Origin of the sequence: Oribacterium sinus, assembly GCF_963553175.1 — a bacterium.
Lineage (GTDB): Bacteria > Bacillota > Clostridia > Lachnospirales > Lachnospiraceae > Oribacterium > Oribacterium sinus_B.
Genome location: NZ_CAUVME010000009.1, coordinates 54,552 through 78,932, shown reverse-complemented (window position 1 = coordinate 78,932; position 24,381 = coordinate 54,552). Strand labels below are relative to the sequence as shown.

The following is a 24,381-nucleotide window of genomic DNA, read 5'->3' as shown; positions in this document are numbered from 1 at the left end:
AAACGTCCCTGAATCTTGGAGAAGTCGTTACCCTTCACCTTGGTAATGGAGTCAATATCCTGCTGGCTTGTTACGATTACCCAGGCCTTACCCATGCACTCCTTGCCCAGTTCTTCCGTCACGGTCTGAAGGTTCAGCATCAGCTTGGAATCATCGCCAATGTACTGTCCAATCTCATCCACAAGGAAAACCACATGGTGGTTATTGCCTTTTTTTTCAATATAGGACTTTACGCGCTTGGCGAAATCCTCAATGCTGATCTGGTAGCTCTCGGTTGCTTTCTCGCACCAGTTGCGGGCAGCCGATTCACTCATGAAATCCATGTCAGAAAGGACATCAACAACGGAATCCTGAATAAAATCGAAGTCCTGACGAGAGCTTTCCCACGGATCACCATATTCCTCTTCAAACTTTTCCTTAAACTCCTCAAAACAACCTTCCTCGGAAAGTCTGCGCTCCAGGTCAGCAAGATGTGGCATGGAACCGCAGAAGCCCTGCATCTCATTGAAAACCTTCAGGAAAACGTTCACAATGGCATCTTTATTTTCTTTGCCATTCGAATCGCTTTTGGAATCAATGTTGAAAAGAATTACGTCCGATGGAGTGTTTGCTGCCAGCTGCATATCTGCCAGCACCATCTGATTGGTAATCTTCTGATCTTCGATAAAGTAGTCGATGGCATGTTTGTCTCCGACCTGTTTATTCTTAAGCAGATAGGACAGAATTTTCAGAAAATGAGATTTACCACTTCCAAAGAAGCCGGAAATCCAGACACCCATTTTCGGTGTGGTTCCCTGAATACCTTTTTTATATGCTGCAAAGAAATCTGCAAAATGACGCTGAAGCTCACGGGTCACAACATACTCTTCCAGCTCCTGCGCCACATTCGTTTCTTCACCCTGACCGACAATGATAACGCCCTGTATCTCACGGTCAATTTTCTTTCGGAACATGTCCTTGATCTGCATAACTGTTTCCTCCATCCATTACTTTACCAGTCGGAATGCCCGGTAATAGTTGTCGTCTTTAATCTCATTGAACAGAATCAGCTCCTGCTCATTGTAGGTTCCCGGAAAGAACATCACGACCGGGCAGCGCACAAACGCCTGATGCAAGTTGTTAAGCACCTTATGGGAGCGCAAAATCGGATAGCACTTGCCGATACCGGTTAGGAACACGACTGCATTCTCCGGAGTATGTTCTTTGATATATTGCACAATCAGGCTGTCATCGTCATTCACCTTCATGGAGTTGGTCACTGCCTTGACAATACGCTCGATTCCTCGCTTTTTTTCAAAGTCATAGCACTTTTCCATAAAGTTTTTCTTTTCCAAAAAGTCAATGACGATATCATACAAATCAAAGACCACAAGCTCAAAATCATTATCGTCCCGGTCATTCTTATTTTTCAGATACTTTACACGCTCCCGAACTTCCAGTTCCTTTTCCGGTGGATAATCAAACACCCAATAGTTGACCTCATTTGCGCGGCCTGTTCCTTTTCGGAAAGACGGCTTATGGATTGCAAGCTCCATCTCATCCAATCTTTGGCTTAAATGACCCAGGCCACACTCTCTTTCTCCTGCGGAGAAATTCACCTTATCCATTTCATCTTACCCCCGTCAGTGTTTTTACCATGATGCCAAGATCATGGTCATAAAGCCAATGTTCAAATGCAATATCAAGAATTGGCTTCAGTATTTTTCTTGTGCTGTTTGCCCGGTTGCTTTCTAAAAGTCCTGCTTCATAAAGCTGTGTTTTATAGCAGGACCCGAGACGGCGCAGCGTATAATCTTGAAAAGAAGCCACTTTCTCACTCTGTTCCTGCTTATTTTTGAAGAATATCCGAATATCCGCATCCGTCAGCTCATCGGAACCAAGAATCATTTTTTCCCGCACTACTTCATACACAAAATCAAAGAACAGCGTGTCATGCAAAAGAGCCGCAGTCAGCACAAATAACTTCTGTGTGGCAAGATCACTGCTCAAAAAGATTGGATAAAAGCTTTCATCTAATGTCTTGATACGAGCTGTTACAGTAGAATAAATCTGCTGCGCTCGTAGTTTTGTCGGTGCGCCATAGATGTTTGTCTCTTCATTCAACTTTTTAATGTCTGCAAAGCTCTTACTCTCGCTCAAAAGCTGCACGGTGTTCCGAAATTCCATGAACCAGAACGAAAATTTCACTGCTCCGGCACTATACGGTTTTCTTTCCATCTTCGTTCTCTCCATTTCCAGATTTTGCTTTAATGTATCTGCCGCTTTTGATTCTGGCATCCTTCGGCTTTTCTGCATCAATAGGAATGATCCACTGATGCCCTAAACGTTCGGCACCATCAATTCGCCCTTCCGTGCATAATGTCTGTACTCTCCTTGTGCAGATTCCCCATTTTTCAGAAGCCTGCTTAATTGTCATGAAATCCATACGGAACCTCTTTTTCGATGTCAAAAGTCGCTCGCAGCAAGTTACAATTTTCATTTATATTCTACTCTAAGAAACGAACAAAATCAATTCAAAGTTCTTCCTGAAAAAACTTCAATCAAACTCCCAATGCTGTTAGGGGCACCACAAATACGCCATCTTCTCTTTGATATGCGGCATTGCTAAGGCCGCAAACCACACAGAGACTTTTAGGCTCTTTTCCCTTATTTTCCGCCAAAATTCCCTCTTTAATCTTCAAGAGATTTTGAGCAGCCTCGTCGATTTGATTCGCTCCTAGCTTAATTTCAATTCCACACCATTCTCCCTCAGGCGTAACAATAAGCGCATCCATTTCCCGATTACGATAATCCTGATAATGATATAGGGATGCGCCAAAGGACTCGGCATAGATCTTCAAGTCTCTCTCACAAAGAGCCTCAAACAAAAATCCCAAGGTATTTAAATCATTTTTCAACATTTCCGGACTTGCATTGAGTAAGGCGCAAGCCAAAGAAGGGTCGGCCAAATGCCGTTTTTCCGCCTGCTTTACCCGTATTGTGGAACGTAATTCTGCACCGTAAGGCTTTTGATTATCAATCAGAAAGAGCCTGTTTAAAATGTCCAAATAGGTTGCAACAGTCTCTACCACAATGTCTTCATGGTCAATGTCTTTGATATCATCCTTCAGCTTCTTATTGCTCACTGTGGTGGCTTCATTTCTGGCAAGAGAACGAAGGAGCAGCTCCATCTTGTGTCGATCCCTTTTTATACCATCTATTCGCTCTATATCATCCTTTAAAATGGCGGAAATATACTCCTTCGGTAGTAATGCGGCTTGCTCCAAGGGCAAATCCTGGTTATTCGGCCAACCTCCACGAATAATATAATCAATCAAATCACTAAGCTGCACCTCTCCTGTAAGTTGAGATTCCAGACTTCCGGAGCAAATGCCCTTTAAGGAGACTTTTCCGCTGGACTTTCCGCTTTCAAATAAAGACATTGGTCGCATTCTCAGGCGTGCAATTCGTCCTGCCCCACTATGCAGGATACCCTTTTGATTCGGGGTTGCAGAACCGGTTAGAATAAACCTTCCCTTTTCCTTTGATAAATCCACTGCAAAACGAACCGCATCCCAAAGGGAGGGAACCTCCTGCCATTCGTCCAAAAGACGAGGAGCTTCTCCCTCTAAAACAAGAGACGGATCCAATTCCGCCAGCTTTCTATTTTGAAAATTCCCTGTAGGGTCTGCCAAGTAAAACTCACTTCGACTATGATAGGCGGAAGTCCAGGTTTTTCCGCACCATTTTGGACCTTCAATGCAAACTGCACCAAAGGTCTTTAGATAAGTCTCTACAGAATCATCGATAATTCTTGCCTGATATAAGTCTCTCCTCATGCCCTACCCCCACAATATTTCCTGTGATTATAGTTCAATTCGAGAGATTTGTAAATTTCAATTCGAGAGATTTCGCATTTTCAATTCGATATATTTTGTGTTTTCAACTCGAGAGATGTTTGATTTTCAATTCGAAAGATTTTACTTTTTCAACTCGAGAGATTTTGAACTTCCAGTTCAACACCGCATAACTCGATAGATTTCCTATACTACTTCTTTTTCCTCATTGCCTCTTTCCGTACTCTCTGCCTTTGTTCTTCCTGGGTAAGCTGCTTTTCCTTCCTTGCACTTTCCCTCTGTCTTGCCTTTTCCTCTTTCCGAAGCTGAGCCTTGGTCTTTTTCTCTTCCTCGGGATTCTCTTCCACCACTTTTTCTTCCGGATCCGCTACCTTTGTAGCAGAAAATAAATAATCCTCCACCGAATAGCGAAGCTCTTCTTCCGACTGCTCCTTCGCCTGTACCTCCATTTCTTCCCGACTCTGCTTCGTCATTTTCAGCCATTTCTGAAAATCTCTTTCCACAAAGGTCAGTTGTTCCTTTGAAGATATTTCCTTGAAAATGTCAGAAAGGTTCTCCTCCATTTTCCGCAAAATCTCTTCCTTCATATCCCAAAAATAGGGATAAAAGCGACTGTACATGGGATTGAAATTCCCAAAGAGCAGGGCATCCGGGCTAACCTGCAGGGCATCGGCAATACGTAAGAGATTCTCCAGACTGCATCCGATTCCGCCTATTTCGATTCTGGAAATAGTGTTTGTCGTACTAAAAATGAGCTCCGCCAAATCGCTTTGTCGAAGCCCTCTTAACACACGATATTTTTTGATTTGTTTTCCCAAAGTCTGAAAATCTATGCCTCTATAAATCCAAGGAATGTTCTCATTTCCCTTGCCTGCGCCCATGGTCTTTCCTCATTTTCTTGTATCAGTTAACTTTGCTTATGAGGAAAGCATAGATGGATTTTGTAGAATTAGGTATGACGAATTTAGATAGTTTATTTCTTTCTGCGTAGAATTATCTTTGCTTCTTCCGAAGAAAGCCATCCTTCCCTTTCTCCGGATAGTTTGCCTTCCAGTATCATAGACATCAGCTCTTGTTTCGCTTGTATTTGATTGTGCTGTTCAGAAGCATGATTTTCGGAAGCAGAAGCCGGATTTATATTGGGCATGTTTATTCTCCTTATTAGTCATTATTGGGGGGAGGATTTGTCGTTACATTATTAAATTTTTTTCTATAAAAACGATATTGGCTCGCTTCCTGAAATTCATAGGAACTAGTATCAATCTCCAGATTGCTAGATGACGTGATGTCCTCTTGTGGATTTATAGTTTCTTTACCATCTATTTTGCCATTCATTAGGAGTACTTGTGAGCCACGATGTAAAATGACTACTTGAAACGGGGACTCATCCTTATTCTGCTCATTTAGACGGTTGTACTCCGCATCCCCCTGTTCTGTTTGATTTATACTATCAGATTTTGTTTTTTCTTTTACTCTCTCTAAATTAGAAGCACTAATTAATTGAACAATTTCATATTCTTTTATTTTAGAGTATGCATTGTTCCCAAAAGATTCAATAAATTCAATAAGTGGCATAAATAAAAGCAATAAGATTATAATTGAAAAAAAAATAGAGAATATGGTAAACAAGCAATTATTTATATTATTAAATCCCCAATGTGAAACAAGGTAATATACAGAAAAAACAAAATAAGCCATATAGATCTTTTTATTATCCATGTTTTTAAAACTGTGGTAAATAATACATAAAATTATCCCCGTCGTCACTAATATAAAAAAATCATAAACATCAGATGCCGAAGTACAAAAATAGCCCACAATGAATACATAAGATAATACAATCGATACTATCCATAATATCTCATTCAACACTTCGTTTTTAGAAACTAGAAGATTTTTTACAGATGGGCTGAGACATATAGGTACTAGTACAAGATAAATCAGAAACAAGAAAAAAAAGATAATTAACGGAAAAAAGTAATTATGTAAAACCTGTAATCCCTTCTCTTTAGAATCCACTTTCGCGAAATCTTTGTACCATCTATTTATATAATGTGAAACAATAGGAAAAAATATTCCTCCTAGGATTAGCAATATATTCATTGCTGAATGAAACAATATGCTTACTACGGATTCCTGAAAAAAATAATTCTCCTCTATACCATAAAAGATTGAAGCTTGTACACTTCTAGAAAACTGCATCCCCAAGGCAAAAACTGTGAAACAAAAACTTATGATCGTAACTAATGCCCCCATTGCTTCTAAATGATCATGATTCTTTTCTAGTATTTGAAAAAATCTATTTTTTTGTTTCTCTTGCTCCTTATCCTGTTCATCTTGCTTAGTCTCTTTACTCTGATTATTAAACTCACTAGATTGAGTTCCCTTTTCTTTACTCTCAAGCACTATACTTAGCTCTACCCTATCTGTCATAAGTCCTCCCTATTATCTTTTAATATGCTATTTTCTTCTCCCCTGTTTAAATTGCTTCTATTCTATCAAGAATATTCAACATAGTCTATTTATCATTAAATAATATATCTTTTAGTGTCAAAATTATAATTATATGTGTATAAATATCACGATATGCTGGAACTTATATTCCAATGAAATATATCTGATAAACTAATCCTTCCTTAAAATCCTAGCTCCCCTTCCCTCCCTTTTATGCTATGATAGTCTTCATTTATCAGGGAAGTATTTTCCCTCTCAAAAGAAAGGAGCAGTCATGGATATCCCCAAGGATCCTTTTATCTTGCTTAGTTTCATCAATCTGAAATTAAGGGATGAATACAATAGTTTGGAAGATTTGTGCTTGGATTTACAGTTGAATAAAGAAGAGCTTTGCCAAAAGTTAGAGGCGGCGGGCTTTGAATATCAAGAAAGTCAAAAGCAATTTCGTTAAGATAGCCTAAGGAGGTTTTATGCGTTGTTTAGTACAAAGAGTGAAAGAAGCCAGCGTTTCCGTTTCGGGAAATGTTATCGGAGCCATTGAGAAGGGCTACTTGATTCTTCTTGGGGTAAGCCAGACCGATACGGAAGAAGTGGCGGATAAGATGTTGAAAAAGGTTTTGGATGCCCGTCTTTTTGAGGATGAAAATGAAAAAACCAATCTTTCCATTCGGGACGTTTCCGGCTCTCTTTTGGTGGTGAGCCAGTTTACCCTCTATGCGGATACTCGTCGGGGAAACCGTCCCAGCTTTATCAATGCGGGAGCACCTGACCATGCCAATGCCTTATATGAGTATTTTTGTAAAAAGGCGGAAGAGCAGGGAATGCCTCTTGCCCATGGGCAGTTCGGTGCGGATATGCAGGTTGCTTTAATCAATGATGGTCCATTTACCATTATGTATGATAGTGAGGCTTAACTACGCAAAAGCAGCCGGAGAGAATTCTGCTTCCCTCCGGCTGCCTTTTTCATTTTCATGTTTAAATTTTGTTTTTCAATCTTTTTTGCGACCGGGCTTTAAGCATTTTCATAAAACCCTTTCAGCAAATCCCCAATCCTTACTCTGCCGCCTTGATCCCCTCTGCTACAGAAACTCTGGCGCGAAGAGAGGTGCTGTAGGTTACCACAACGGTCTTTCCAACATTTTCCGTAGCGGCCTTGTTCACCTCCGCATTACCGTCTGTGGTGAAACGGAAGCTGTGGCTGTCATCGCACTTTAAGGTAACGATGTCCCCGTCTACCTTCTCGATGGTTCCCTTAATCTGAAGGTTGTTGGCCTCTTCCTCTTCCAGCGCATCCTCGGTAATAGTATAGAAAGCCAACGGATTGTTCTTCACATCTCCCAGATAATAAATGCTGATTTCCTTACCAACGCCCAAGCCTTCCTTTGTAAGATCCAGCTCAAATGCCGGTCTTTGGAAAACGAAGGTGTCGCCGTACTTCTTGCCTTCTGTATCCTCTCCCTGGGTAGCCGCCTCACGGAAGTCGGGAATTTCCTTTACGGTAATGCTCTTGTCGTCCACTGCGGTGATTTCACCGTAGAGATTGGACTCGTCATTGAAGTCCTCTGTGGTAAACTCGTAAGGAACGGATACGCTTACCGTTTTAATCGTCATGCCGTCCTGAGGCTCTGTGCCCTCATAGCCGATCTCCACCTCGTCTCCTGCCATCAGATCCCAAGTAGAATCCAGTTTCGCGCCCTTGCTGTCAAAGGTGTAAACCTTTCCTTCTCCGGTTTCTACCGTTAACTTTCCTTCTTCAATCTTCTGTATCTTGGCACTAAGACTATTCTCCGATAATGCTTCAGAGCTGGGCTCCTCTGCTGCCGCCTTTGATTCCTGGCTTGCCTTCTTTCCACAGCCTGCTGCAAAAATCATAAGTCCTGCCATGGTAATCAAAATCGCTTTTTTCATAGTTGTCCTCCTACTGTATTTCCGCTTCTTTACGGTCAAATGCAGAAATGTCTACTGTTCCGATTCAAGGAACATTTTCATACTAACAGATAGATGGGAATATAGTATTGCCTTTTTCTGTCTTATTTCTTAAAGAATACGAAGAAAATGCAGGGAATTCCACATCTTTTTCATGATTTTTTCTAAAGCTTATCTCTTCCTGACGTGCAGAGCTACCCTCTTTGGTGACAATGGTTTTAGAAACCGTGCAATTCTCTTCCTGACGTGCAGGGCTATCCGCTTCTCCTTAACGGAGGAAGATCTGTTCCGGATTCACTCCTTATGCAGATTTCTTCTTTATGCGGATTTCTTCCTTATATGTAAGACTATTCTTCCATCTCGTAGAAAATCATATCCTTAATCTCTGTAGGCAAATACTGTTGTTCCACATAATGTCCCGGATAGTCGTGGGGATATTTATAACCTATGCCCCGTCCCAGCTGCTCATGCCCTGCGTAGTGGGCATCCCTTAAATAAGAAGGAATAGGCAAATTCCCTTTTTCCCGAACCACTTCGTTTGCGGACATAATGGCCTTTACACAGGCATTGGACTTTTTGGCAGAAGCCACATAGGTACAGGCTTGGGATAAAATGATTTGGGCCTCCGGCATGCCGATTCTCTCCACCGCAAGGCTGGCGCTGGTAGCCAAAACCAAGGCCTGAGGATCCGCATTTCCCACATCCTCCGATGCGCAAATCATGATTCGTCTGGCAATAAAACGAATATCCTCTCCGGATTGCAACATTTTAGAAAGATAATATATCGCCGCCTGAGGATCCGAGCCTCGCATGGATTTGATAAAGGCGGAAATGGTGTCATAATGCTCCGACTCCCCGTCATAGCGAAGAAGCTTCTCCTGCATACACTCCGCCACCACCTCCTTGGTGATGCGGATTTCCCCGGTCGCAGAAGGATTGGTACTAAGAATCGCAAGCTCTAAAGCATTTAAGGCCACTCTGGCATCTCCGAAGGCATGCTCTGCCAAAAAGGTACAAGCCTCTTCCTCCAGCACCGCATTATAGTTTCCCATTCCCCGAGTCTTATCCTGCGCCGCCGTTTGCAATAGCTTTACAATATCTTCCTTCTTAAGGGAATGTAATTCAAAAAGTTGGGAACGGGAAAGCAGGGCGGTATTCACCTCAAAGTAGGGGTTCTCCGTAGTTGCCCCGATCAAAATGATGGTACCCTCCTCCACATGGGGCAGAAGATAATCCTGCTGGGCCTTATTAAAGCGATGAATCTCGTCTACGAACAAAATGGTTTTCCTGCCGTAGCCCCCCATATTTTCCTTGGCTCTTGCCACCGCATCTTCCATATCCTTCTTTCCGGCGGTGGTGGCGTTGATGGAAATAAAATCCGCCTTGCTGCTGTTGGCAATCACCTTCGCCAAAGAAGTCTTTCCCGTTCCGGGAGGTCCGAAAAAAAGAAGAGAATGCAGCTGATCTGAGCGAATCAGACGGGATAAAAGCTTATCCTTTCCTAAAATATGCTCCTGCCCCACCACTTCCTCCAAGCTTCTTGGCCGCATTCTGGCGGCTAGGGGCGCCATTTTCTCTTTATTTTTCTCTGCCTGGTAGCTAAAGATATCCATGCTTATCCTTTCTTATTGAGATGCATTACTGTTGAAATGCAATACTGTTGAAATAAACTGCTTTGCGAAGCAAAGTGATTGATTACTATACTGCTATAATTTGTACTTCTAGGCTTTATTGTAGCTTGCTCCCCTTGCTTCCACAAGCTTATCTTCCTAAGCTGATTTGTTGCGGATTGGGTGTCCTTGTATAGTTAATCTCCCCCTTAATCGAAAGCTTCGTCCATAAAATCGCCCTAAAGTCGCCCCAAAGTCCTATTTTTGATTTGACATCAACATTTTGGAAGGCTAAAATATCCATATATCAACATTTCGGAAAGATAAAATGTCCATCCATCAACATTTTAGAAAGTAAAAATATCCATCTATCAACATTTTAGAATAAAAGTATATCTATCCGACAATATTTGGGGAAGATTTCAAGCTTTTTATAGAACAGCCATAGATTTCCCTCACGAAATTTCATTCCAAAATGTGGCTATATTTGCAAAAGAGGAGCAAAGAATGTTAAAGAGAAAAGTGATGAGTCAATTGTGGAATTGGAAAAAACAGGAAAAGAAAAAATCTTTATTGGTTCTTGGGGCAAGACAGGTGGGAAAGACCTATGCCGTTCAAGCATTTGGGAAATCCGCATATAAAGAGATGCTGTATATTAATTTCAAAGAAAGCAACTCCGATCGCTCTATTTTCACCGGAGATTTAACTGTTGCTTCCATGATTACCGCCATGCGCTTTCGCTATCCCAACTTACAATTTATCCCGGGAGAAATCCTCATTTTCTTAGACGAAATTCAGGAGTGTCCGGAAGCTATCACTTCTTTAAAATTCTGGACCTTGGATGGGCAGTTCGATATTATCGCCTCCGGTTCCCTCCTTGGCATAGATTACCAAAGAGCCTCTTCCTATCCGGTAGGATATGTAGAGTATTTGCGAATGTTCGGCTTAGACTTTGAAGAGTTTTTATGGGCAAAGGGTATTCAGGAAGATCTGATTTCTGATTTAAAAACTCTCTTTATAAGGAAGACACCGGTAGCCGAAGCTATTCATAATACCATGATGTCCTATTTACGAGAATATCTCGCTCTGGGAGGAATGCCCGAAGTCTTGGCAAACTTTATGGAACATCAGGATTTTCGAATCGCAGATCAAATACAAAAAGAGCTTTTGATGGGCTATCGTTATGATATTGCCCACTACGCTCGGTCTGATGAAAAAGTCAAAGCGGAAAAATGCTTTTTATCTTTAGGAAAGCAGCTTCTGGACAAAGAAAATCATAAATTTCAATACAAGGAAGTGGAAAAAGGAGGAAGGGCACAGAAATTTTATTCCAGCATCGACTGGCTCTTTTCGGCAGATATGGTCTCCCTTTCTAAATTAGTGACAGACGTGCAGTACGATCTCTCCGACTATGCCAGAGAGGATTTTTTTAGAGCCTACACTACAGATTTATCTTTACTGATTGCCATGAAAGATTTCGGTTTGAAACAGCATATTATCGAAAATACCCTCCTGGCCAATACAAAAGGAGGCTTATATGAATGCCTAATAGCGGATATGCTCATCAAAAAAGAACTCCCCCTTTATTTTTACAAAAACGAAAGTAGTAAAAAAGAAATTGACTTTTTAACACAAAAAGAGGGAGAAATTTGGGCTATCGAGGTCAAAAGCGGACAGAGTAGAGCAAATTCTTTAAACTGGCTGATAAATCAGAAGCATGTTTCCAGAGCTTATAAATTTCATGACGGAAACATTGGCGAAGAAGGAGGCGTTCTATCTATGCCCCTCTATATGGCGATATTTTTATAAGAAGGAAAGGAAAATGTATGTGGTGGGAAGAATGCAAAAGTATAGAAGCAAAGATTATTGCCATGCGAAGGGACTTGCATAAAATACCGGAGCTTGGCTTTCATTTGCCAAAAACTCGAGAGTATGTTACTCATCAATTAGAAGAAATCGGCATTCCTTATCAGCTTTCTGAAAAGGACAGCAGCATTATCGCCACTTTAAAGGGAAAGCAGCCCGGAAAAGTTCTGGCTCTTCGGGCGGACATGGATGCCCTGCCCATAACAGAAGATACTGAGCTCCCCTTTTGTTCCGAGCATAAGGGATGTATGCATGCCTGTGGCCATGATGCCCACACCGCCATGCTGTTGGGCGCTATTCGGGTTCTCTATCCCCATCGAGAGGAACTGAGGGGAGAAATCCGTTTTCTCTTTCAAACCGCTGAGGAGCAGGCAAAGGGGGCTACTGTTTTGCTGGAAAAAGGCGCTTTAGAAGGGGTAGATGCCATTTTCGGCATGCATATCGGAAGCATCTTAGGCAAGGATATTCCCAGTGGTAATATAGTCTGTGTCCCCGGTCCGGTAATGGCGTCCTATGATCGTTTTATCCTGGAGGTGCAGGGTGTGGGGTGTCACGCCTCCACTCCGGAGAAAGGCATTGACCCCATCAACATTGCCGCCCATATTGTATTGGCTTTGCAGGCGATTCCCTCCAGAGAAATTGCCGGAACGGAGCCTGCCATTCTCACCATCGGCCTGATTCATGGAGGAGAGCTCTACAATGCGATTCCCTCCACTGTACGGATTGAAGGCACCACCCGGGCATTTCAGGAAGATGTGCGGCAAAGACTGGCAAAGCGTATCAAGGAAGTTTCAGAAAATACTGCCAAGGCCTTTGGCGGAAACGTAAGCCTCACCATGGACTTTGGTGCACCGCCTGTTACCAATGATTCGGATCTGACTGCATTGGCGCAGGGCTGCCTCAGAGAAGTTTTTCAGGATAAGCTCCTGACCCACATAGACAAGCCCAGTATGATCGGGGAGGACTTTGCCCTATACCAGCAGAGAGTTCCGGGATGCTTTTTGTTTTTAAGCTCCTCCAATCCGGAAAAGGGAACCGATTACCCCCACCACCACGCTAAGTTTATCGTGGATGAGGATGTTCTTTGGAAGGGAAGTGCCGCTTTCGTGGCTCTGGCGGAAGGTTTTCTAAACGGACAATAATCACCTTAAATCTTTGATTTTATAAATTTTAGCTCTGTTACCACATAATGTAAAACTCATAAACGATATACCGCACACTACGCTAGCGATACTCGTTAAAAATGCAAAAAGCGACTTCCTTGGGAAAATCCCTTAGAAGTCGCTTTCTTTATTCTTACCTTATCGCCAAGTAATAGGCTTGGTTCTATCCGGAATTATCTCAATCCAGTATCCATCCGGGTCTTCGATAAAATAAATTCCCATGCCGTGATTCTCAAAACAAATGCATCCCATCTTTTCATGCCGGTCATGGGCTGCACCGATATCCACAGTCCTAAGAGCCAAATGGAACTCCTGCTCTCCCAAGTCATAGGCTTCTGTTCTATTCTTCAGATAGGTTAACTCCAAACGAAAATCCGTAGAATCATCTCCCAGATACACGATGATAAAATCATCCTGCTCATTTCTGCTTAATTCATGTAAGTCCAGCGCTTCCTCATAAAAGCGCATACTTCTCTGCAGATCCAGTACATTGAAATTAAAATGATTAAATGAAAAATCGCTCATTGCTTCCCCTTTTCCGTTGTCCTTCAACTATTCTGTCTGTCCATCTCCGCAAGTGTTTCCTTAGGATAACAGAGAAAAACTTCAATGACAAGGAATTCTCCAAAGAATAAAGAGAATTTTAGAAACAAATAGGAGAAACTAACGGGGGTATCAAAGGGACTATCACTATCACCATTACTAGCGCTATCGAATCAATAGGTCCGAAGCGGGGCACGCTCTCGCTAACTTCGCCTCATAGGGGTTCTAAGCTTTCAAAGAACAAAAGCTAAGAACCCATGGGCTCAGATTACCCCTGCTTCGGACCTATTGATTCGATACGCTGTTTCATTCTATTTTTCTCAGTCCCTTTGAGACTTTCTATATTAAGCCTTTTTAAGGAAGATATGCTCCAAAAATCTCAGGCAGGCATAGATGGTAAAGCCTGCGGCAATGATGGTTTCCAGTAAAACCACCGGCTGCATGAAGGCAAGGCTCATTCCCATTTTCCCTAAAACCATCACGCTTTGCTTTGTAGCAATAGCGGAAATAACAAAGGGGAAGGTGAAGGCTGCATAGCTTGGGTAGAAGGGGAGCTTCAGGAAGGAAATGCTCTTTACCAGGGCAAAAAGGTAAATCACTGAGGTTGCTGCCAGTAAGAAGAGTACAAATCCCTGATTCTTCTCTGCAAATGCCTGATTATAGCCGGCAGTGCAAAGAGCCATAGGTGCTGCATAGATCATCATTAAAGGCTTTGCAGGTTCCGGTACCGGCATTTTCAGATAACGTTTCGAAACCACCACCAAAAGAATCAGCAGGGCGATAAAGCCGAAGTAAAAGATTCCCTGTCCCAAAGCCTGCATTTTATAAGCAGGAGAAGTAAGGGATGCCACTACGATTCCCACATAAACGATGTACCATACTGTATGGACATTTTTCTCCTCAAAGTGTAAAACGTAGGTCTTGGTGAAATAGAGGAGTAAAAGAATCTGTAGCAGGATGGCTACACACCATAAGGGAAAGGCAATGCCCGGAACAAAGGGCTTTGCATACACGGAAAACAGCATTAAAGCCATGGGGAAGGTGGCGGTAACACCGGCGCCAATGGGATTGCTGAATTCTTCTTTGAGTACCTGCGGAAAGAAAATCGCCTTACACAGAAGAAGAAGGAGCAGTACAAAGGCTACTCCTCCAAAAATCAGGCGAATCCCCTCACCGTAGGACTGTAATAAATTTCCCAAAGCCGCCATTCCCAAAATCACACCGGAAATAGCCAAGGGCACTCTTTTGATTTTTTCCATACTTCCTCCTTATACCACTTCTTTTACAGGTGGAAGGTAAGGTGCTTCCAGACCCTTAATAGGCTCGGAATCAACATTTTCAACTCCTAACTCTCGGCAAAGAATCTCTGCAACCTTTCCGGCGCAAAGTCCTGTGAAAGCAATACACTGCTTCTTATGCTCTCCCCCTGCCATATCAAAGCCTCTGGTAAGAACACGGCAGCAAGCGGCATGCTTAGCATTGGAATCTCTGAACCAATCGTGTAATTCCTTGGACAATGCCATTAAAGAATTTACCTTTGGATCCTTAGGTCCGTCCGGTGTTGTTCTACCGAAGAACATACCAAGAGCAAGGATTCCGCCGTTTAAAGCTCCGCACATACAGCCGGAACGACCTGCTCCGATAGACATACCGGAAGACATGGCAATAACGGACTCCGGAACATCAGCCTGGAAAGCGTCACGGATTACGGACATTACCGCCTCACAGCAGAAATATCCGCCGGCATACTGCTCTTCTGCCTTTCTCTGTACTTCCTGAGGGCTTACCTTCGTTGCATGATAAGTAACAATAGACTCCATGTTTTTTCTCCTTTTATGACGTCTTTCCAACATTGAATGTAGTAAACAGAATCTCCCTGACGAAATTTCTTTCGCTTATCGGGATAAAAAAAATTCCCCCTTCTGATAGGCTCTTTCCGGTCTATGAAAGGAAAATATTTTACGCTCACTTCTGTTTCTCGGAAAAGTGATTTTGAGGAAAGACAATGATGAGTATTCTTCTCCGACCGCATCTATTTTATCTAAGGGAATGGTTAAAGTCTAATTTTGAATTCTTATAAAACTCTCTTTTTATGTGTTTTTACTATAATTAATCTTTAAGGGAAATTGCATAAAATCTCCTTCCTTATGCACAGGAGCTTTTTCTTTTCTTTCTGACTCCTTTTGGGAAAATCCTTGTATTTCCTTATAGATAGCAAAAAACCCGGCGTCTCCGTCGGGTCCTCTGCTGTATAGAGTAGTAAGGGTCGATTAAACCTGTTCGCCAATTTTTAGGTCGAATCCTTATCGATTCGAGTAAGGCAATTCTACCCTATTTCTCCTGGCTTGTCAATTCTTTTTCAATCCTTTTGGGCATTTTATCCTGTTTTCTTCATTAAAATAATTATCAATTTGAGCTTTTTGCATAAATCCATTTTATGCATAGATATAAATGAAATATACCGTACTTTTTCTGCTTTAAAACAGTATATTTTTTCGTTGCTTGCCGGCTTATTTCGGAAGTCGGTTTGGCCGGTTTTTCATCTGCCTTTAGGCATTTTCAGAAGGAGAATTAGCCAACTTTTATCTGCTTTAAGCATTTTCAGAAGAAAGCTCTCTGCTTTCCTTTTTCTTATACCAATCCTTTCCCAGCATGATTCTACTGATCAGCATGGAGGCCACCGTATCGCCGCAGGAGTTCAATAAAGTACATCCGGCGTCAAAAAGCTGGGTCAGCATCAGCATCATAGGCAAGGCCTGTGGCGGAAAACCGAAGGCCGCAAGAATCATGGTTTCCATCGCAGCTCCGCCACCGGGTACGGAGGAAACTGCCACGCTGGCTACTACGGATACCACTATCGCATAAAGATAATCTCCTATTCCATGGAAGGAATGGCCGAAGAGTGCGGAAACCAATAAAATCTCATATACTGTCGCAAGACATGCTCCATCCATGTGGCAGGTGGCTCCGGTAGGAATTACCACTGAGGAAATCTCTCTCGGAACGCCCAGTTCGTCACAGGATTCCAGCTGTAAGGGAATGGCTGCTGCAGAGCTTCTGGTTCCCAATGCCGTTAATGCCGGAAGGAAAATTACCCGGAAGAAATTTTTCACTCCCCAGGGGCCTGCTGCCAGAAAAGCATAGAAGCCAAGGAAAAGGAAGAAATATACGATAACCGTGGGATAAAAGGTAAGTAAGGCTCTTCCATAGGTTTTAATCAAATCCATTCCATAGGTACCGGTTAAATCCGCAAAATAGGCCCCGATTCCAATGGGGGCCAGCTTCATTAAAAGAGAAACCATCTTATAAAAGACCTTGGACCACTGACTGAGGAAATTGGCAATGTATTCGCCTTCCTTTCCCATTAGAGAAACTGCCATTCCGGTAAAGATGGAAAAGATAATTAAAGGAAGGATGTGGGCCCGGCTGATGACCAATGGGAAGTCGGAAACCGTGAACATGTCTACAATCTGCGTAGCCATATCCGTTTTCTTGATTTCTTCTACCGCCTCCGATACCAGATTCAAATTGGTATCCAGTCCCACAAAATGCACTACGGTAAACATCAATATAGCCGCGATAGCTGCGGTACCCACAAAAATCAGAATCAGGTAAAAAAGCAATTTTCCTACCTTGTTGGTATCCGATACGTTGGCAATGGAGGCGGAAATAGAGAAGAAAATCAGCGGTACCAGGAGGGTAAACAAAAGATTTAGAAAAATCTGTCCCACCGGCTTTAAAAATGCCACCTTCTCCCGAAATACCAATCCTAAAACAGCACCTATCGTTACACACAGCAGGAGAAGCAGCGGTTCCTTATAGGCTCCAAGCCCTCCCTTATTTTGCGGGTTCTGTTTCGAGCTGCCTTCTCTCTCTACATCTGCGCTGTTCTGCGACATCATTCCACTTTCCTCTACTATTTCTTTGTTTTCTCCCATAGACTCTCCCTTCTTTCAACCAATCACCCTTACACTCCACTTTTACGACATTTCCGCCAAAGAAATCCTGTACTTTACTGATATGATTAGTGAAATTATTACAATTTTATACTACTTTTAATATTTTATTCAAAAAGCTTTTTTTTGCAAGGTAAAATTTTCCAAAGCTTTTTCAAACATTTTCCTGCTCTTCTGCTCACAATTCTTCTCACTCTATTTCTTTTTCAAAAAATGGAGTAAGATATGTATCGTAGTGTAAGAAAGCTAAGCACCGGCAGCAATAAAAGTAATGGATGTAATGAAAGTAATGGCTATAATTGCTGTAATGAAAGTAATGGCGGTAATGGCTGTAATGAAAGTAATGACTGTAATGAAATACAAAAAGCATTGAAAGGAGTTTCTATGAAAAAGGTACTGGCATTTTTTGCGGAAGGCACGGAAGAAATTGAATGTTTAATGGTGGTGGATATTTTACGAAGAGCCGGTGTTTCGGTGGAGCTTATTGCAGTTGCTCCGGATAAGCTCGTGAAGGGCTCCCACCAGATTACCATCCTCTGTGATAAGAATATTTCCGAGCTTACGGAAAATGATTTTTCCGCCGCAGATTTACTTTTCTTACCCGGTGGAATCCCGGGCGTTCCCCACTTAGAGGAAAATAAAAGCCTGCTGGAAGCTTTGCAAAAGCAGTTCCAAGCAGGAAAGGATCTGGCCGCAATCTGTGCCGCTCCCGGCATTTTCGGACGTCTGGGATTTTTGAAAGGGCAACACTTCACCTGCTATCCGGGCTTTGAAGAAGGCATCTCCGACGTAGACGGTGCAAAATGGAGCGGAAAAGCCGTGGAAGTCGGAAAACAGATCATCACCGGGAGAGGAATGGGCGTCGCTTTAGACTTCGCTTTGGCACTGGTGGAAAGACTGGAAGGTGCTGAAAAAGCTGCACAACTGAAGAAAGGGGTTCAACACCCGAACTGCATTTAAACCTATATTGTTTCAATTATCATTAAGAGGTGAAGCAATAAATTCAACCAGGTTTTCTATAGGATAGGGATGAAATGAGTGGCAATCTGAGCCCGCCGGTACTTGCGAAAAACTAAGGTACTGTAGTTTTTCGCTTAGTATCCGCTGCAGGGCGAAGTTAGCGAAAGCGTGCCACGAATTTCATCCCTATCCTTATTAGAAAACCGTAAATTTATAAATTCGCCTTCTTTGCTTCCCCTCTTTCTATCATCCGATCCACCTGTAACTTAATCAAACCGGCGATGGGGGCTGCCAAGAAAATACCCAAAACGCCGCCCACTGCCCCTCCGATAATCAAAGAAATAATCACCAGCAGGGGATGAATGTCTATACTGTTGGAGAGGAGTCTAGGGTTAATCACATTTCCATCTATGGTTTGAATCACAAAAACCGCCAATACAGCAGGAAGCAGCTTGGCAAAGTCTCCGTAAAGAGCGCAAACCAAAATGGTGGTTCCATAGGCTACAAAGGGACCCACATAGGGTATTAGATTTCCAATCCCGGTAAGAATTCCTATGGCTACGGCATAGCGTACCCCTATAAGACTTAGGCTAAAACTAACCAAAATAGCCATAATGATGCCGTCAATCATCTGTCCACGGATATAACCGGAAAAGGCTCTATCCGCATCCTTTAGAAATCCGCGAAAGGCTAAAACTCTCTTTTCCCCCAAGATTAGGCGAAAAATTCTTTCCCAATATAGCGCAATCTTTACCCCATCTGCCAGAAAATAAATAGAAAAAATAATACCAAAGAGCAGAGTGCCTATCAGGCTTCCCATATTTCCCACAGAGGATATGAAATTACTGCCCAGTTTTTGTACAAAGCTTAAAAGCTTTGCTAAAAAAGTTCGTATTCCCTCCTGCAAATCATTTCCCGCAATAGGAATCTCTGAAACTCTTTGGTTCAAGTCCTCATAAAAACTTTTTAAAAGAAGCAGTACGCTCTCCAATCCCTTAGCAAAATCTTCTCCCTGAATCAGCTGAATATTTTTGGTCAGGACGGATACAAAAAGAGAGGCAAGCAGTACCAGAAAAAGTAATATCAAGAGATAGCAAAGCAGAATGCCCAGATTTTTCCGTAGTTTCTCTTTCTTCTGAAAAAGAGGAATTTTCCCTAAGGCCCTCTCCAGTATGGTACAGAGAGGACTCAGCAAATACGCCAAAGCAAATCCCAAGAGCAAAGGAGAAGTCACTTGGGACAGCCAGGAAAAGTGCCTTGTCCATAATGAGGGAATCCCTTCCAGATGATCCACCAAACGGCTTCCCAGATGATACAGGAGTGCCGTCAGCAATACATATACCGAAATCATCAGGTATTTTTTATTCCATAAATCTTTCCAATTCATTTCTTTACTTCCCTTCTCTTCTACTATCTTTGCTTTAACCGCAGTTATTGCCCTGACCGGTTGTTTTACTTTCATCGTTGTCTTTATACTCGCTACTCTTCCTTATCTCGTCCGAACAAAGATTCTGCCGTTTGCCTTTGGTACGTGTCCTGCTCCTACAAAGAATACCAAGGTCAGGATGGTTACCACATAGGGAATCATGGAGAGCAAGTGAGGAGATACCATATTTCCGGATCCAAGCAATGCACGAAGACCGTTACACAATCCGAAAATCAGGCAGCCCAGGAAGGTTCCCTGGGGCGTGAATTTTCCAAAAATCACCGCCGCAATGGCGATAAATCCCTGTCCCACGATAACGGAGGGGCGGAATTGGGATACGGTAGCCAAGGTCACAAAGGCTCCTCCCAGGCCGGACAAAAAGCCGGAAAGAATCACCGCAATGTAGCGAACCTTATAAACATTGATTCCCAGGGTTTCACAGGCCCAGGGGTGTTCTCCTGCTGCTCGGAGCCGCATACCGTAACGGGTTTTAAAGAAGATAAACCAAAGCAAAAGCACCAAAAGAAAGCTAAGATAAGCCACGGAATAGGTGCTTACCACATTATACAGGAAGGAACCTGAAGCAAACTTTCCTTCAAACATCTTCGGAAGCTTTGCGGATAAATCCAAAGCCGGTGTGTCCGAAGAATTGTCAAAAATAGCTTTGCAAAGGAAAACTGCAAAGCCCGGTCCGACAAAGTTAATGGCCGTTCCCGCAATGGTTTGATCCGCATGAAGGGACACGCAAACCACCGCATGAATCAAGCCAAGAAGAGCTCCGGCACAGCCTCCCGCAAAAAATCCCAGCCATCCGTTTCCGGTAAAATAGGCCACACAGGCTCCTACAAAGGCGCCCAGAGTCATCATTCCTTCGATTCCGATATTTACCACACCGGAACGTTCGGAGCAACAAGAACCAAGCCCTGCCAAGAGGAGGGGTGGTGTAGAAATCAAAACCGCATTTAACAGTAATCCCAGATCATTCAGCATGGCTCTCTCCCTTCTTTTGGAATCCTCTCTGTACCAGATTTTTAATCACCGGCGTTATGGCGATGAAAATGATGATGGTTCCCATGATAATGCTTACCACTTCTGCAGGAACATCCACCGTTGTTAATTTGTTTCCGCCATACTTCATGGCGCCATAGAAAAGACCGGAGAAAATGCAGCCAAGGGGATGGGTTCCTCCAATCAGCGCCACCGTAATGCCCTGGAAGCCATAGCCCTCCTGGGCGGCAAACATGGAGACACGCTCAGACATACCCAGGATTTGCACTGCTCCCCCAAGACCTGCCAGAACACCGGATAAGGACATAGACAAAAGGAAAACTCTCTTGGAATTGATTCCCCCATACTCCGCAGCACTGCGGGAATAGCCCACCGCCCGAAGCTGATAGCCAAAAGTGGTTTTGCTCAGAATGAACCAGATCAGAAAGGCAAAAAGCAAAGCCAAGGGTACGCCGGCATGAAGCTCCGCTCCTCCCGCAAAGGGGATCAAAGCCTGGGGAATCTTCATGGAGGCGGTCGCTAAAATATTCTTACTGGCCTCTGCTCCCTGGTCGGTATGAATCGTCTTTAAATTCACCACATAGTTGGAAAAATAGAAAGCAATCCAGTTAAACATAATATAGGAAAGCACCTCATTGATACCCTTTTTCACCTTGAGAAGGCCTACCAAAAAGCCCCAAAAAGCGCCGGCAAGAGCCGCTACCACAAGGCAGAGAAGCACATGGAGGGGCGCAGGCAAAGGAAATAAAATACCCACCACAACAGCTGCCAGACTGCCCATCACAAACTGGCCCTCTGCGCCGATATTAAAAATTCCGGTACGGAAGGAGAAAGCAACGGACAGACCTGTGAAAATCAGGGGTGCTCCGTAAATGATGCTGTAAAACATAAACTTAGGCTTACCAAAAACACCCTGATACAATTTTCCGTAGGCCTTCACCGGAGAAACCCCGATGGCCTGCAATAAAACAGCCCCTACCAAAAAGCCGATGGCGATGGAAAGAAGGGTGTAAAGCAAGGAACTCTTTAATATTTTCTCTTTCATACTTATTCCTTTCCTCCTGCCATATATAGTCCTAAGGTATATTCATCCGCCTCATTTCCGGCGAAGCTCTTCTGAATATTTCCGGAGAAAATAACGCCGATTCTATCGGACAAGCCCATAACCTCCTCCAACTCAAAGGAAATCAAGAGAATTCCCCTGCCCTTATTTCTTTGTTCCACCAGATATTTATGCACAAACTCAATGGCTCCCACATCCAAACCTCTGGTGGGGTTAAAGGCAATGAGGAGCGACTTGTCATTTTCCACCTCTCTGGCAATAATCACCTTCTGCTGATTTCCGCCGGAAAGCTGTCCTGCTGCACGGCTTTCGCAGCCCTTCGGACGAATGTCAAATTTCTCAATCATCCTGGAGGCATGCTCTTCAATAGCCTTCTTCTGTAAAATTCCTCCCTTAGAGTAGGGCGCTTCTCCGTAATTTTGTAAAATCAGGTTCTCCGCTACGGAGAAGTCCAGTACCAAACCGTGCTTCTGCCGATCCTCCGGAATGCTGGAAAGGCCTGCATCAAAGATTTCTCTGGGGCTTTTGCAGGAAATATCCTTTCCTAAAAGCTGAATTTCTCCCTCTGTAGCATGAGCCAGTCCGGTTAAGATTTCCACAAGCTCCGATTGGCCGTTTCCGTCAATACCGGCAAGTCCCAGAATTTCTCCGGCTCTTACCTCCAGATTTAGCCCCTTTAGGATTTCCACCCCTCTATAGTCCTTGGCATGGAGATTTTTCACAGAAAGCACCACTTCCCCCGGCTCCTGAGCCTTCTTTTCCACTACTCGATTCACTTTTCTTCCCACCATCATGGCTGCCAAATCGTCCTCCGAGCAGGAACATACATCCACGGTATCAATGTACTTTCCCTGTCGGATAATCATACATTTATGGGCAATGCATTTGATTTCCTTTAATTTGTGGGTAATAATCAGGATGGACTTTCCGGCCTTGGTCAAATGGGAAATAATTTCCATTAACTCATCAATTTCCTGAGGAGTAAGGGAGGCGGTAGGCTCGTCTAAAATCAAAATGTCCGCACCACGGTACAAAACCTTCAGAATCTCCACTCTTTGCTGCATGCCCACGCTGATGTCTTCCACCTTGGCATCCACATCCACCATCAAATGGTACTGTTCGGAAAGCTCCCGAATCTTTTTCTTCGCTCCGTTTAAATCCACGGTAAGCCCCTGCATGGGCTCCGCTCCCAGAATAATATTTTCCGCAACGGTAAAGGGAGGAATCAACATAAAGTGCTGATGCACCATACCGATTCCCAAGGAAATAGCCTTTTCCGGGCTGTCCATCTCTACCTTTTGTCCACGAACCAGAATTTCTCCGGAGCTTGGGCGAAGCATGCCGTAGAGGATATTCATCAGGGTGGACTTTCCTGCTCCGTTTTCTCCTAAAATCGCAAGAACTTCTCCCTTATGAAGCTTTAATTGCACATGGTCATTGGCCACGAAATCTCCAAAGCGCTTCACAATGTCTCGCATTTCAATAACAGGTTCCTGTGCTTTCCCGTCTTCAGCTGTAGCATTCGGAGTCCCTTCCCATGCCTTTGTCTCTTCATCTCTTCCCATCTTCCAAATGCTCTCCTTCCTCGATTTCCCTTAAATTCCTAATTAAATCAAGAGTATGTCCTGCATCCCTTCCTGTTTGGCCAGCTCCTTCAAAGCCTTTAGTTCTTCCTCACCGGGACTCTCAAACTGCCTATATTGCTCCCGTACCCCAAACTCCCGGTAGGCAATGATTTTATAGCGGATTTTCTGTCCATTCCTTACATAAGGAGACAAGTCCTTGGATACCTTCTCCACCGTATCCTTTCCGGAAAAAAGTCCCGGTACCACTACCGTCCTTACCTCAAAGAGTTTATCATATTCTGCTAAAATTCGCATATTTTTTAGAATTTTCTCATTGGAAAACCCGGTAACCCTTTTATGCTCTTCCCCATTATAGGCTTTAATATCCAACATCACCCCGTCAATGTAAGGCAATAAATCTTTTTCGTCCTTGGAAAAATCATAATAGCCGTTGGAATCCAGTAAAAATCCTATGCCCCTCTTTTTACAGAGCATTCCCAATTCTCGTAAGAATTCCGGATAAAGGGTACACTCTCCCCCGGACACGGTGATTCCCCGGATAAAGGGAAGGTTCTTGGAAGCCTCCTGAAACACCTCCTTCGCACTCATCCGGCGGATTCTGGGGCTGGCATTGTGTGTGCAAGCATGAATACATTGGTCACAGCCGATACATTTTTCCGGAGAAAAGGCTATCCTTCCTTCTTCCCAATAAATGGCCTTGGTGGGACAGCCCGGAATGCAGTCTCCGCAGTGAATACACAGGGCTCTGGTTTCCGGATTATGGCAATACTTACAGTCCAGATTGCAGGCCTGTAAAAATATTGCGGTTCGATTTCCCGGACCGTCCACAGAGCTGAAGGGGATAATCTTGTTTACCGGGACTTTGATTTCTGCCTGTCCCCGGTCAGCTCTGATTTCCGGTTTTTCTATATTTTCTTGCTTTTCTATATTTTCTTGCTGCTCTTTCTTTACTGCTAATTCTTGCATGGTACGAAATTCCTCAAT

The 24,381-nt window shown here is 43.4% G+C and carries 24 protein-coding genes; 5 read left to right on the top strand and 19 right to left on the bottom strand.

What is annotated here, in order from left to right; genetic code table 11:
- The 8 genes from brxC to RYO92_RS04025 form a co-directional block, all read right to left on the bottom strand.
- Positions 1-968, bottom strand: a 968-nt coding sequence (brxC, locus tag RYO92_RS04060) for a BREX system P-loop protein BrxC (protein WP_315369568.1), incomplete at its 3' end; no start/stop codon positions are given.
- A gap of 18 nt (positions 969-986) precedes the next feature.
- Positions 987-1,607, bottom strand: a complete 621-nt coding sequence (locus RYO92_RS04055) for a DUF1788 domain-containing protein (protein ID WP_315369567.1) — start codon at positions 1,605-1,607, stop codon at positions 987-989.
- Position 1,608: 1 nt separating this feature from the next.
- A complete protein-coding gene (locus RYO92_RS04050; RefSeq protein ID WP_315369566.1) occupies positions 1,609-2,217 on the bottom strand; it encodes a DUF1819 family protein in 609 nt (202 codons plus the stop codon).
- Positions 2,198-2,425, bottom strand: coding sequence for a helix-turn-helix domain-containing protein (locus RYO92_RS04045; protein ID WP_314832993.1), 228 nt, complete (start codon positions 2,423-2,425; stop codon positions 2,198-2,200). The genes RYO92_RS04050 and RYO92_RS04045 overlap by 20 nt, the downstream gene beginning before the upstream one ends.
- 115 nt (positions 2,426-2,540) lie before the next feature.
- Complete coding sequence (locus tag RYO92_RS04040; protein WP_315369565.1) at positions 2,541-3,818, bottom strand: ATP-binding protein; 1,278 nt, start codon at positions 3,816-3,818, stop codon at positions 2,541-2,543.
- Between the two features lie 209 nt (positions 3,819-4,027).
- Positions 4,028-4,717 (bottom strand): helix-turn-helix domain-containing protein, encoded by a 690-nt coding sequence (locus tag RYO92_RS04035; protein WP_315369564.1) that lies wholly within the window; start codon positions 4,715-4,717, stop codon positions 4,028-4,030.
- 92 nt (positions 4,718-4,809) lie between these two features.
- A complete protein-coding gene (locus RYO92_RS04030) occupies positions 4,810-4,983 on the bottom strand; it encodes a hypothetical protein (RefSeq protein ID WP_315369563.1) in 174 nt (57 codons plus the stop codon).
- 14 nt (positions 4,984-4,997) lie between these two features.
- Complete coding sequence (locus RYO92_RS04025; RefSeq protein ID WP_315369562.1) at positions 4,998-6,269, bottom strand: hypothetical protein; 1,272 nt, start codon at positions 6,267-6,269, stop codon at positions 4,998-5,000.
- 295 nt (positions 6,270-6,564) lie between these two features.
- Here RYO92_RS04025 and RYO92_RS04020 point away from each other — a divergent pair, with 295 nt between their 5' ends.
- Positions 6,565-6,741 (top strand): DUF4250 domain-containing protein, encoded by a 177-nt coding sequence (locus tag RYO92_RS04020; protein WP_315369561.1) that lies wholly within the window; start codon positions 6,565-6,567, stop codon positions 6,739-6,741.
- Between the two features lie 19 nt (positions 6,742-6,760).
- Positions 6,761-7,204: a D-aminoacyl-tRNA deacylase gene (gene dtd / locus RYO92_RS04015; RefSeq protein ID WP_315369560.1), complete on the top strand. Its 444-nt coding sequence runs from the start codon at positions 6,761-6,763 to the stop codon at positions 7,202-7,204.
- Positions 7,205-7,343: 139 nt separating this feature from the next.
- On the opposite strand, the gene RYO92_RS04010 is transcribed toward dtd, so the two are convergent.
- Both RYO92_RS04010 and RYO92_RS04005 read right to left on the bottom strand, forming a co-directional pair.
- On the bottom strand, positions 7,344-8,198 hold the full coding sequence (locus RYO92_RS04010) for a hypothetical protein (protein ID WP_315369559.1): 855 nt from the start codon (positions 8,196-8,198) through the stop codon (positions 7,344-7,346).
- 365 nt (positions 8,199-8,563) lie between these two features.
- Positions 8,564-9,829 (bottom strand): replication-associated recombination protein A, encoded by a 1,266-nt coding sequence (locus tag RYO92_RS04005; protein WP_315369558.1) that lies wholly within the window; start codon positions 9,827-9,829, stop codon positions 8,564-8,566.
- Positions 9,830-10,333: 504 nt separating this feature from the next.
- On the opposite strand from RYO92_RS04005, the gene RYO92_RS04000 reads away from it, so the two are divergent.
- Positions 10,334-11,635, top strand: a complete 1,302-nt coding sequence (locus RYO92_RS04000; protein WP_315369557.1) for an ATP-binding protein — start codon at positions 10,334-10,336, stop codon at positions 11,633-11,635.
- Between the two features lie 17 nt (positions 11,636-11,652).
- Complete coding sequence (locus RYO92_RS03995; protein WP_315369556.1) at positions 11,653-12,834, top strand: M20 metallopeptidase family protein; 1,182 nt, start codon at positions 11,653-11,655, stop codon at positions 12,832-12,834.
- Positions 12,835-12,993: 159 nt separating this feature from the next.
- On the opposite strand, the gene RYO92_RS03990 is transcribed toward RYO92_RS03995, so the two are convergent.
- From RYO92_RS03990 to RYO92_RS03975, 4 genes are all read right to left on the bottom strand, one after another.
- Positions 12,994-13,380 (bottom strand): VOC family protein, encoded by a 387-nt coding sequence (locus tag RYO92_RS03990; protein WP_314832983.1) that lies wholly within the window; start codon positions 13,378-13,380, stop codon positions 12,994-12,996.
- 362 nt (positions 13,381-13,742) lie between these two features.
- The gene (locus tag RYO92_RS03985) at positions 13,743-14,657 is read right to left on the bottom strand and encodes a TDT family transporter (RefSeq protein WP_007158263.1); all 915 of its coding nucleotides are present in this window, start codon (positions 14,655-14,657) and stop codon (positions 13,743-13,745) included.
- A 9-nt stretch (positions 14,658-14,666) separates the two neighbouring features.
- On the bottom strand, positions 14,667-15,218 hold the full coding sequence (locus RYO92_RS03980; protein WP_315369555.1) for a C-GCAxxG-C-C family protein: 552 nt from the start codon (positions 15,216-15,218) through the stop codon (positions 14,667-14,669).
- A 771-nt stretch (positions 15,219-15,989) separates the two neighbouring features.
- Positions 15,990-17,336: a dicarboxylate/amino acid:cation symporter gene (locus RYO92_RS03975; RefSeq protein WP_315369554.1), complete on the bottom strand. Its 1,347-nt coding sequence runs from the start codon at positions 17,334-17,336 to the stop codon at positions 15,990-15,992.
- A gap of 243 nt (positions 17,337-17,579) precedes the next feature.
- Here RYO92_RS03975 and RYO92_RS03970 point away from each other — a divergent pair, with 243 nt between their 5' ends.
- A complete protein-coding gene (locus RYO92_RS03970; RefSeq protein WP_315369553.1) occupies positions 17,580-18,314 on the top strand; it encodes a DJ-1 family glyoxalase III in 735 nt (244 codons plus the stop codon).
- Between the two features lie 211 nt (positions 18,315-18,525).
- Here the strand turns inward: RYO92_RS03970 and RYO92_RS03965 are convergent, their stop codons facing one another.
- The 5 genes from RYO92_RS03965 to RYO92_RS03945 form a co-directional block, all read right to left on the bottom strand.
- Entirely contained in the window at positions 18,526-19,701 is a 1,176-nt protein-coding gene (locus tag RYO92_RS03965) for an AI-2E family transporter (RefSeq protein WP_315369552.1), read from the bottom strand.
- 102 nt (positions 19,702-19,803) lie between these two features.
- Positions 19,804-20,730, bottom strand: coding sequence for an ABC transporter permease (locus tag RYO92_RS03960; protein WP_183683480.1), 927 nt, complete (start codon positions 20,728-20,730; stop codon positions 19,804-19,806).
- A complete protein-coding gene (locus tag RYO92_RS03955) occupies positions 20,720-21,793 on the bottom strand; it encodes an ABC transporter permease (RefSeq protein WP_183683478.1) in 1,074 nt (357 codons plus the stop codon). Before RYO92_RS03955 ends, RYO92_RS03960 begins: the two co-directional genes overlap by 11 nt.
- Positions 21,794-21,795: 2 nt before the next feature.
- Entirely contained in the window at positions 21,796-23,289 is a 1,494-nt protein-coding gene (locus tag RYO92_RS03950; protein ID WP_315365848.1) for an ABC transporter ATP-binding protein, read from the bottom strand.
- A 129-nt stretch (positions 23,290-23,418) separates the two neighbouring features.
- Positions 23,419-24,363, bottom strand: coding sequence for a YjjW family glycine radical enzyme activase (locus RYO92_RS03945; protein ID WP_315369551.1), 945 nt, complete (start codon positions 24,361-24,363; stop codon positions 23,419-23,421).
- Positions 24,364-24,381 lie beyond the last annotated feature (18 nt).

Bases quoted from the DNA above. Each gene is read 5' to 3' on its own strand.
- RYO92_RS04055 (WP_315369567.1), bottom strand. From the start codon at position 1,607: ATGGATAAGGTGAATTTCTCCGCAGGAGAAAGAGAGTGTGGCCTGGGT.
- RYO92_RS04050 (WP_315369566.1), bottom strand. From the start codon at position 2,217: ATGGAAAGAAAACCGTATAGTGCCGGAGCAGTGAAATTTTCGTTCTGG.
- RYO92_RS04045 (WP_314832993.1), bottom strand. From the start codon at position 2,425: ATGGATTTCATGACAATTAAGCAGGCTTCTGAAAAATGGGGAATCTGC.
- RYO92_RS04040 (WP_315369565.1), bottom strand. From the start codon at position 3,818: ATGAGGAGAGACTTATATCAGGCAAGAATTATCGATGATTCTGTAGAG.
- RYO92_RS04035 (WP_315369564.1), bottom strand. From the start codon at position 4,717: ATGGGCGCAGGCAAGGGAAATGAGAACATTCCTTGGATTTATAGAGGC.
- RYO92_RS04030 (WP_315369563.1), bottom strand. From the start codon at position 4,983: ATGCCCAATATAAATCCGGCTTCTGCTTCCGAAAATCATGCTTCTGAA.
- RYO92_RS04025 (WP_315369562.1), bottom strand. From the start codon at position 6,269: ATGACAGATAGGGTAGAGCTAAGTATAGTGCTTGAGAGTAAAGAAAAG.
- RYO92_RS04020 (WP_315369561.1), top strand. From the start codon at position 6,565: ATGGATATCCCCAAGGATCCTTTTATCTTGCTTAGTTTCATCAATCTG.
- dtd (WP_315369560.1), top strand. From the start codon at position 6,761: ATGCGTTGTTTAGTACAAAGAGTGAAAGAAGCCAGCGTTTCCGTTTCG.
- RYO92_RS04010 (WP_315369559.1), bottom strand. From the start codon at position 8,198: ATGAAAAAAGCGATTTTGATTACCATGGCAGGACTTATGATTTTTGCA.
- RYO92_RS04005 (WP_315369558.1), bottom strand. From the start codon at position 9,829: ATGGATATCTTTAGCTACCAGGCAGAGAAAAATAAAGAGAAAATGGCG.
- RYO92_RS04000 (WP_315369557.1), top strand. From the start codon at position 10,334: ATGTTAAAGAGAAAAGTGATGAGTCAATTGTGGAATTGGAAAAAACAG.
- RYO92_RS03995 (WP_315369556.1), top strand. From the start codon at position 11,653: ATGTGGTGGGAAGAATGCAAAAGTATAGAAGCAAAGATTATTGCCATG.
- RYO92_RS03990 (WP_314832983.1), bottom strand. From the start codon at position 13,380: ATGAGCGATTTTTCATTTAATCATTTTAATTTCAATGTACTGGATCTG.
- RYO92_RS03985 (WP_007158263.1), bottom strand. From the start codon at position 14,657: ATGGAAAAAATCAAAAGAGTGCCCTTGGCTATTTCCGGTGTGATTTTG.
- RYO92_RS03980 (WP_315369555.1), bottom strand. From the start codon at position 15,218: ATGGAGTCTATTGTTACTTATCATGCAACGAAGGTAAGCCCTCAGGAA.
- RYO92_RS03975 (WP_315369554.1), bottom strand. From the start codon at position 17,336: ATGGGAGAAAACAAAGAAATAGTAGAGGAAAGTGGAATGATGTCGCAG.
- RYO92_RS03970 (WP_315369553.1), top strand. From the start codon at position 17,580: ATGTATCGTAGTGTAAGAAAGCTAAGCACCGGCAGCAATAAAAGTAAT.
- RYO92_RS03965 (WP_315369552.1), bottom strand. From the start codon at position 19,701: ATGAATTGGAAAGATTTATGGAATAAAAAATACCTGATGATTTCGGTA.
- RYO92_RS03960 (WP_183683480.1), bottom strand. From the start codon at position 20,730: ATGCTGAATGATCTGGGATTACTGTTAAATGCGGTTTTGATTTCTACA.
- RYO92_RS03955 (WP_183683478.1), bottom strand. From the start codon at position 21,793: ATGAAAGAGAAAATATTAAAGAGTTCCTTGCTTTACACCCTTCTTTCC.
- RYO92_RS03950 (WP_315365848.1), bottom strand. From the start codon at position 23,289: ATGCGAGACATTGTGAAGCGCTTTGGAGATTTCGTGGCCAATGACCAT.
- RYO92_RS03945 (WP_315369551.1), bottom strand. From the start codon at position 24,363: ATGCAAGAATTAGCAGTAAAGAAAGAGCAGCAAGAAAATATAGAAAAG.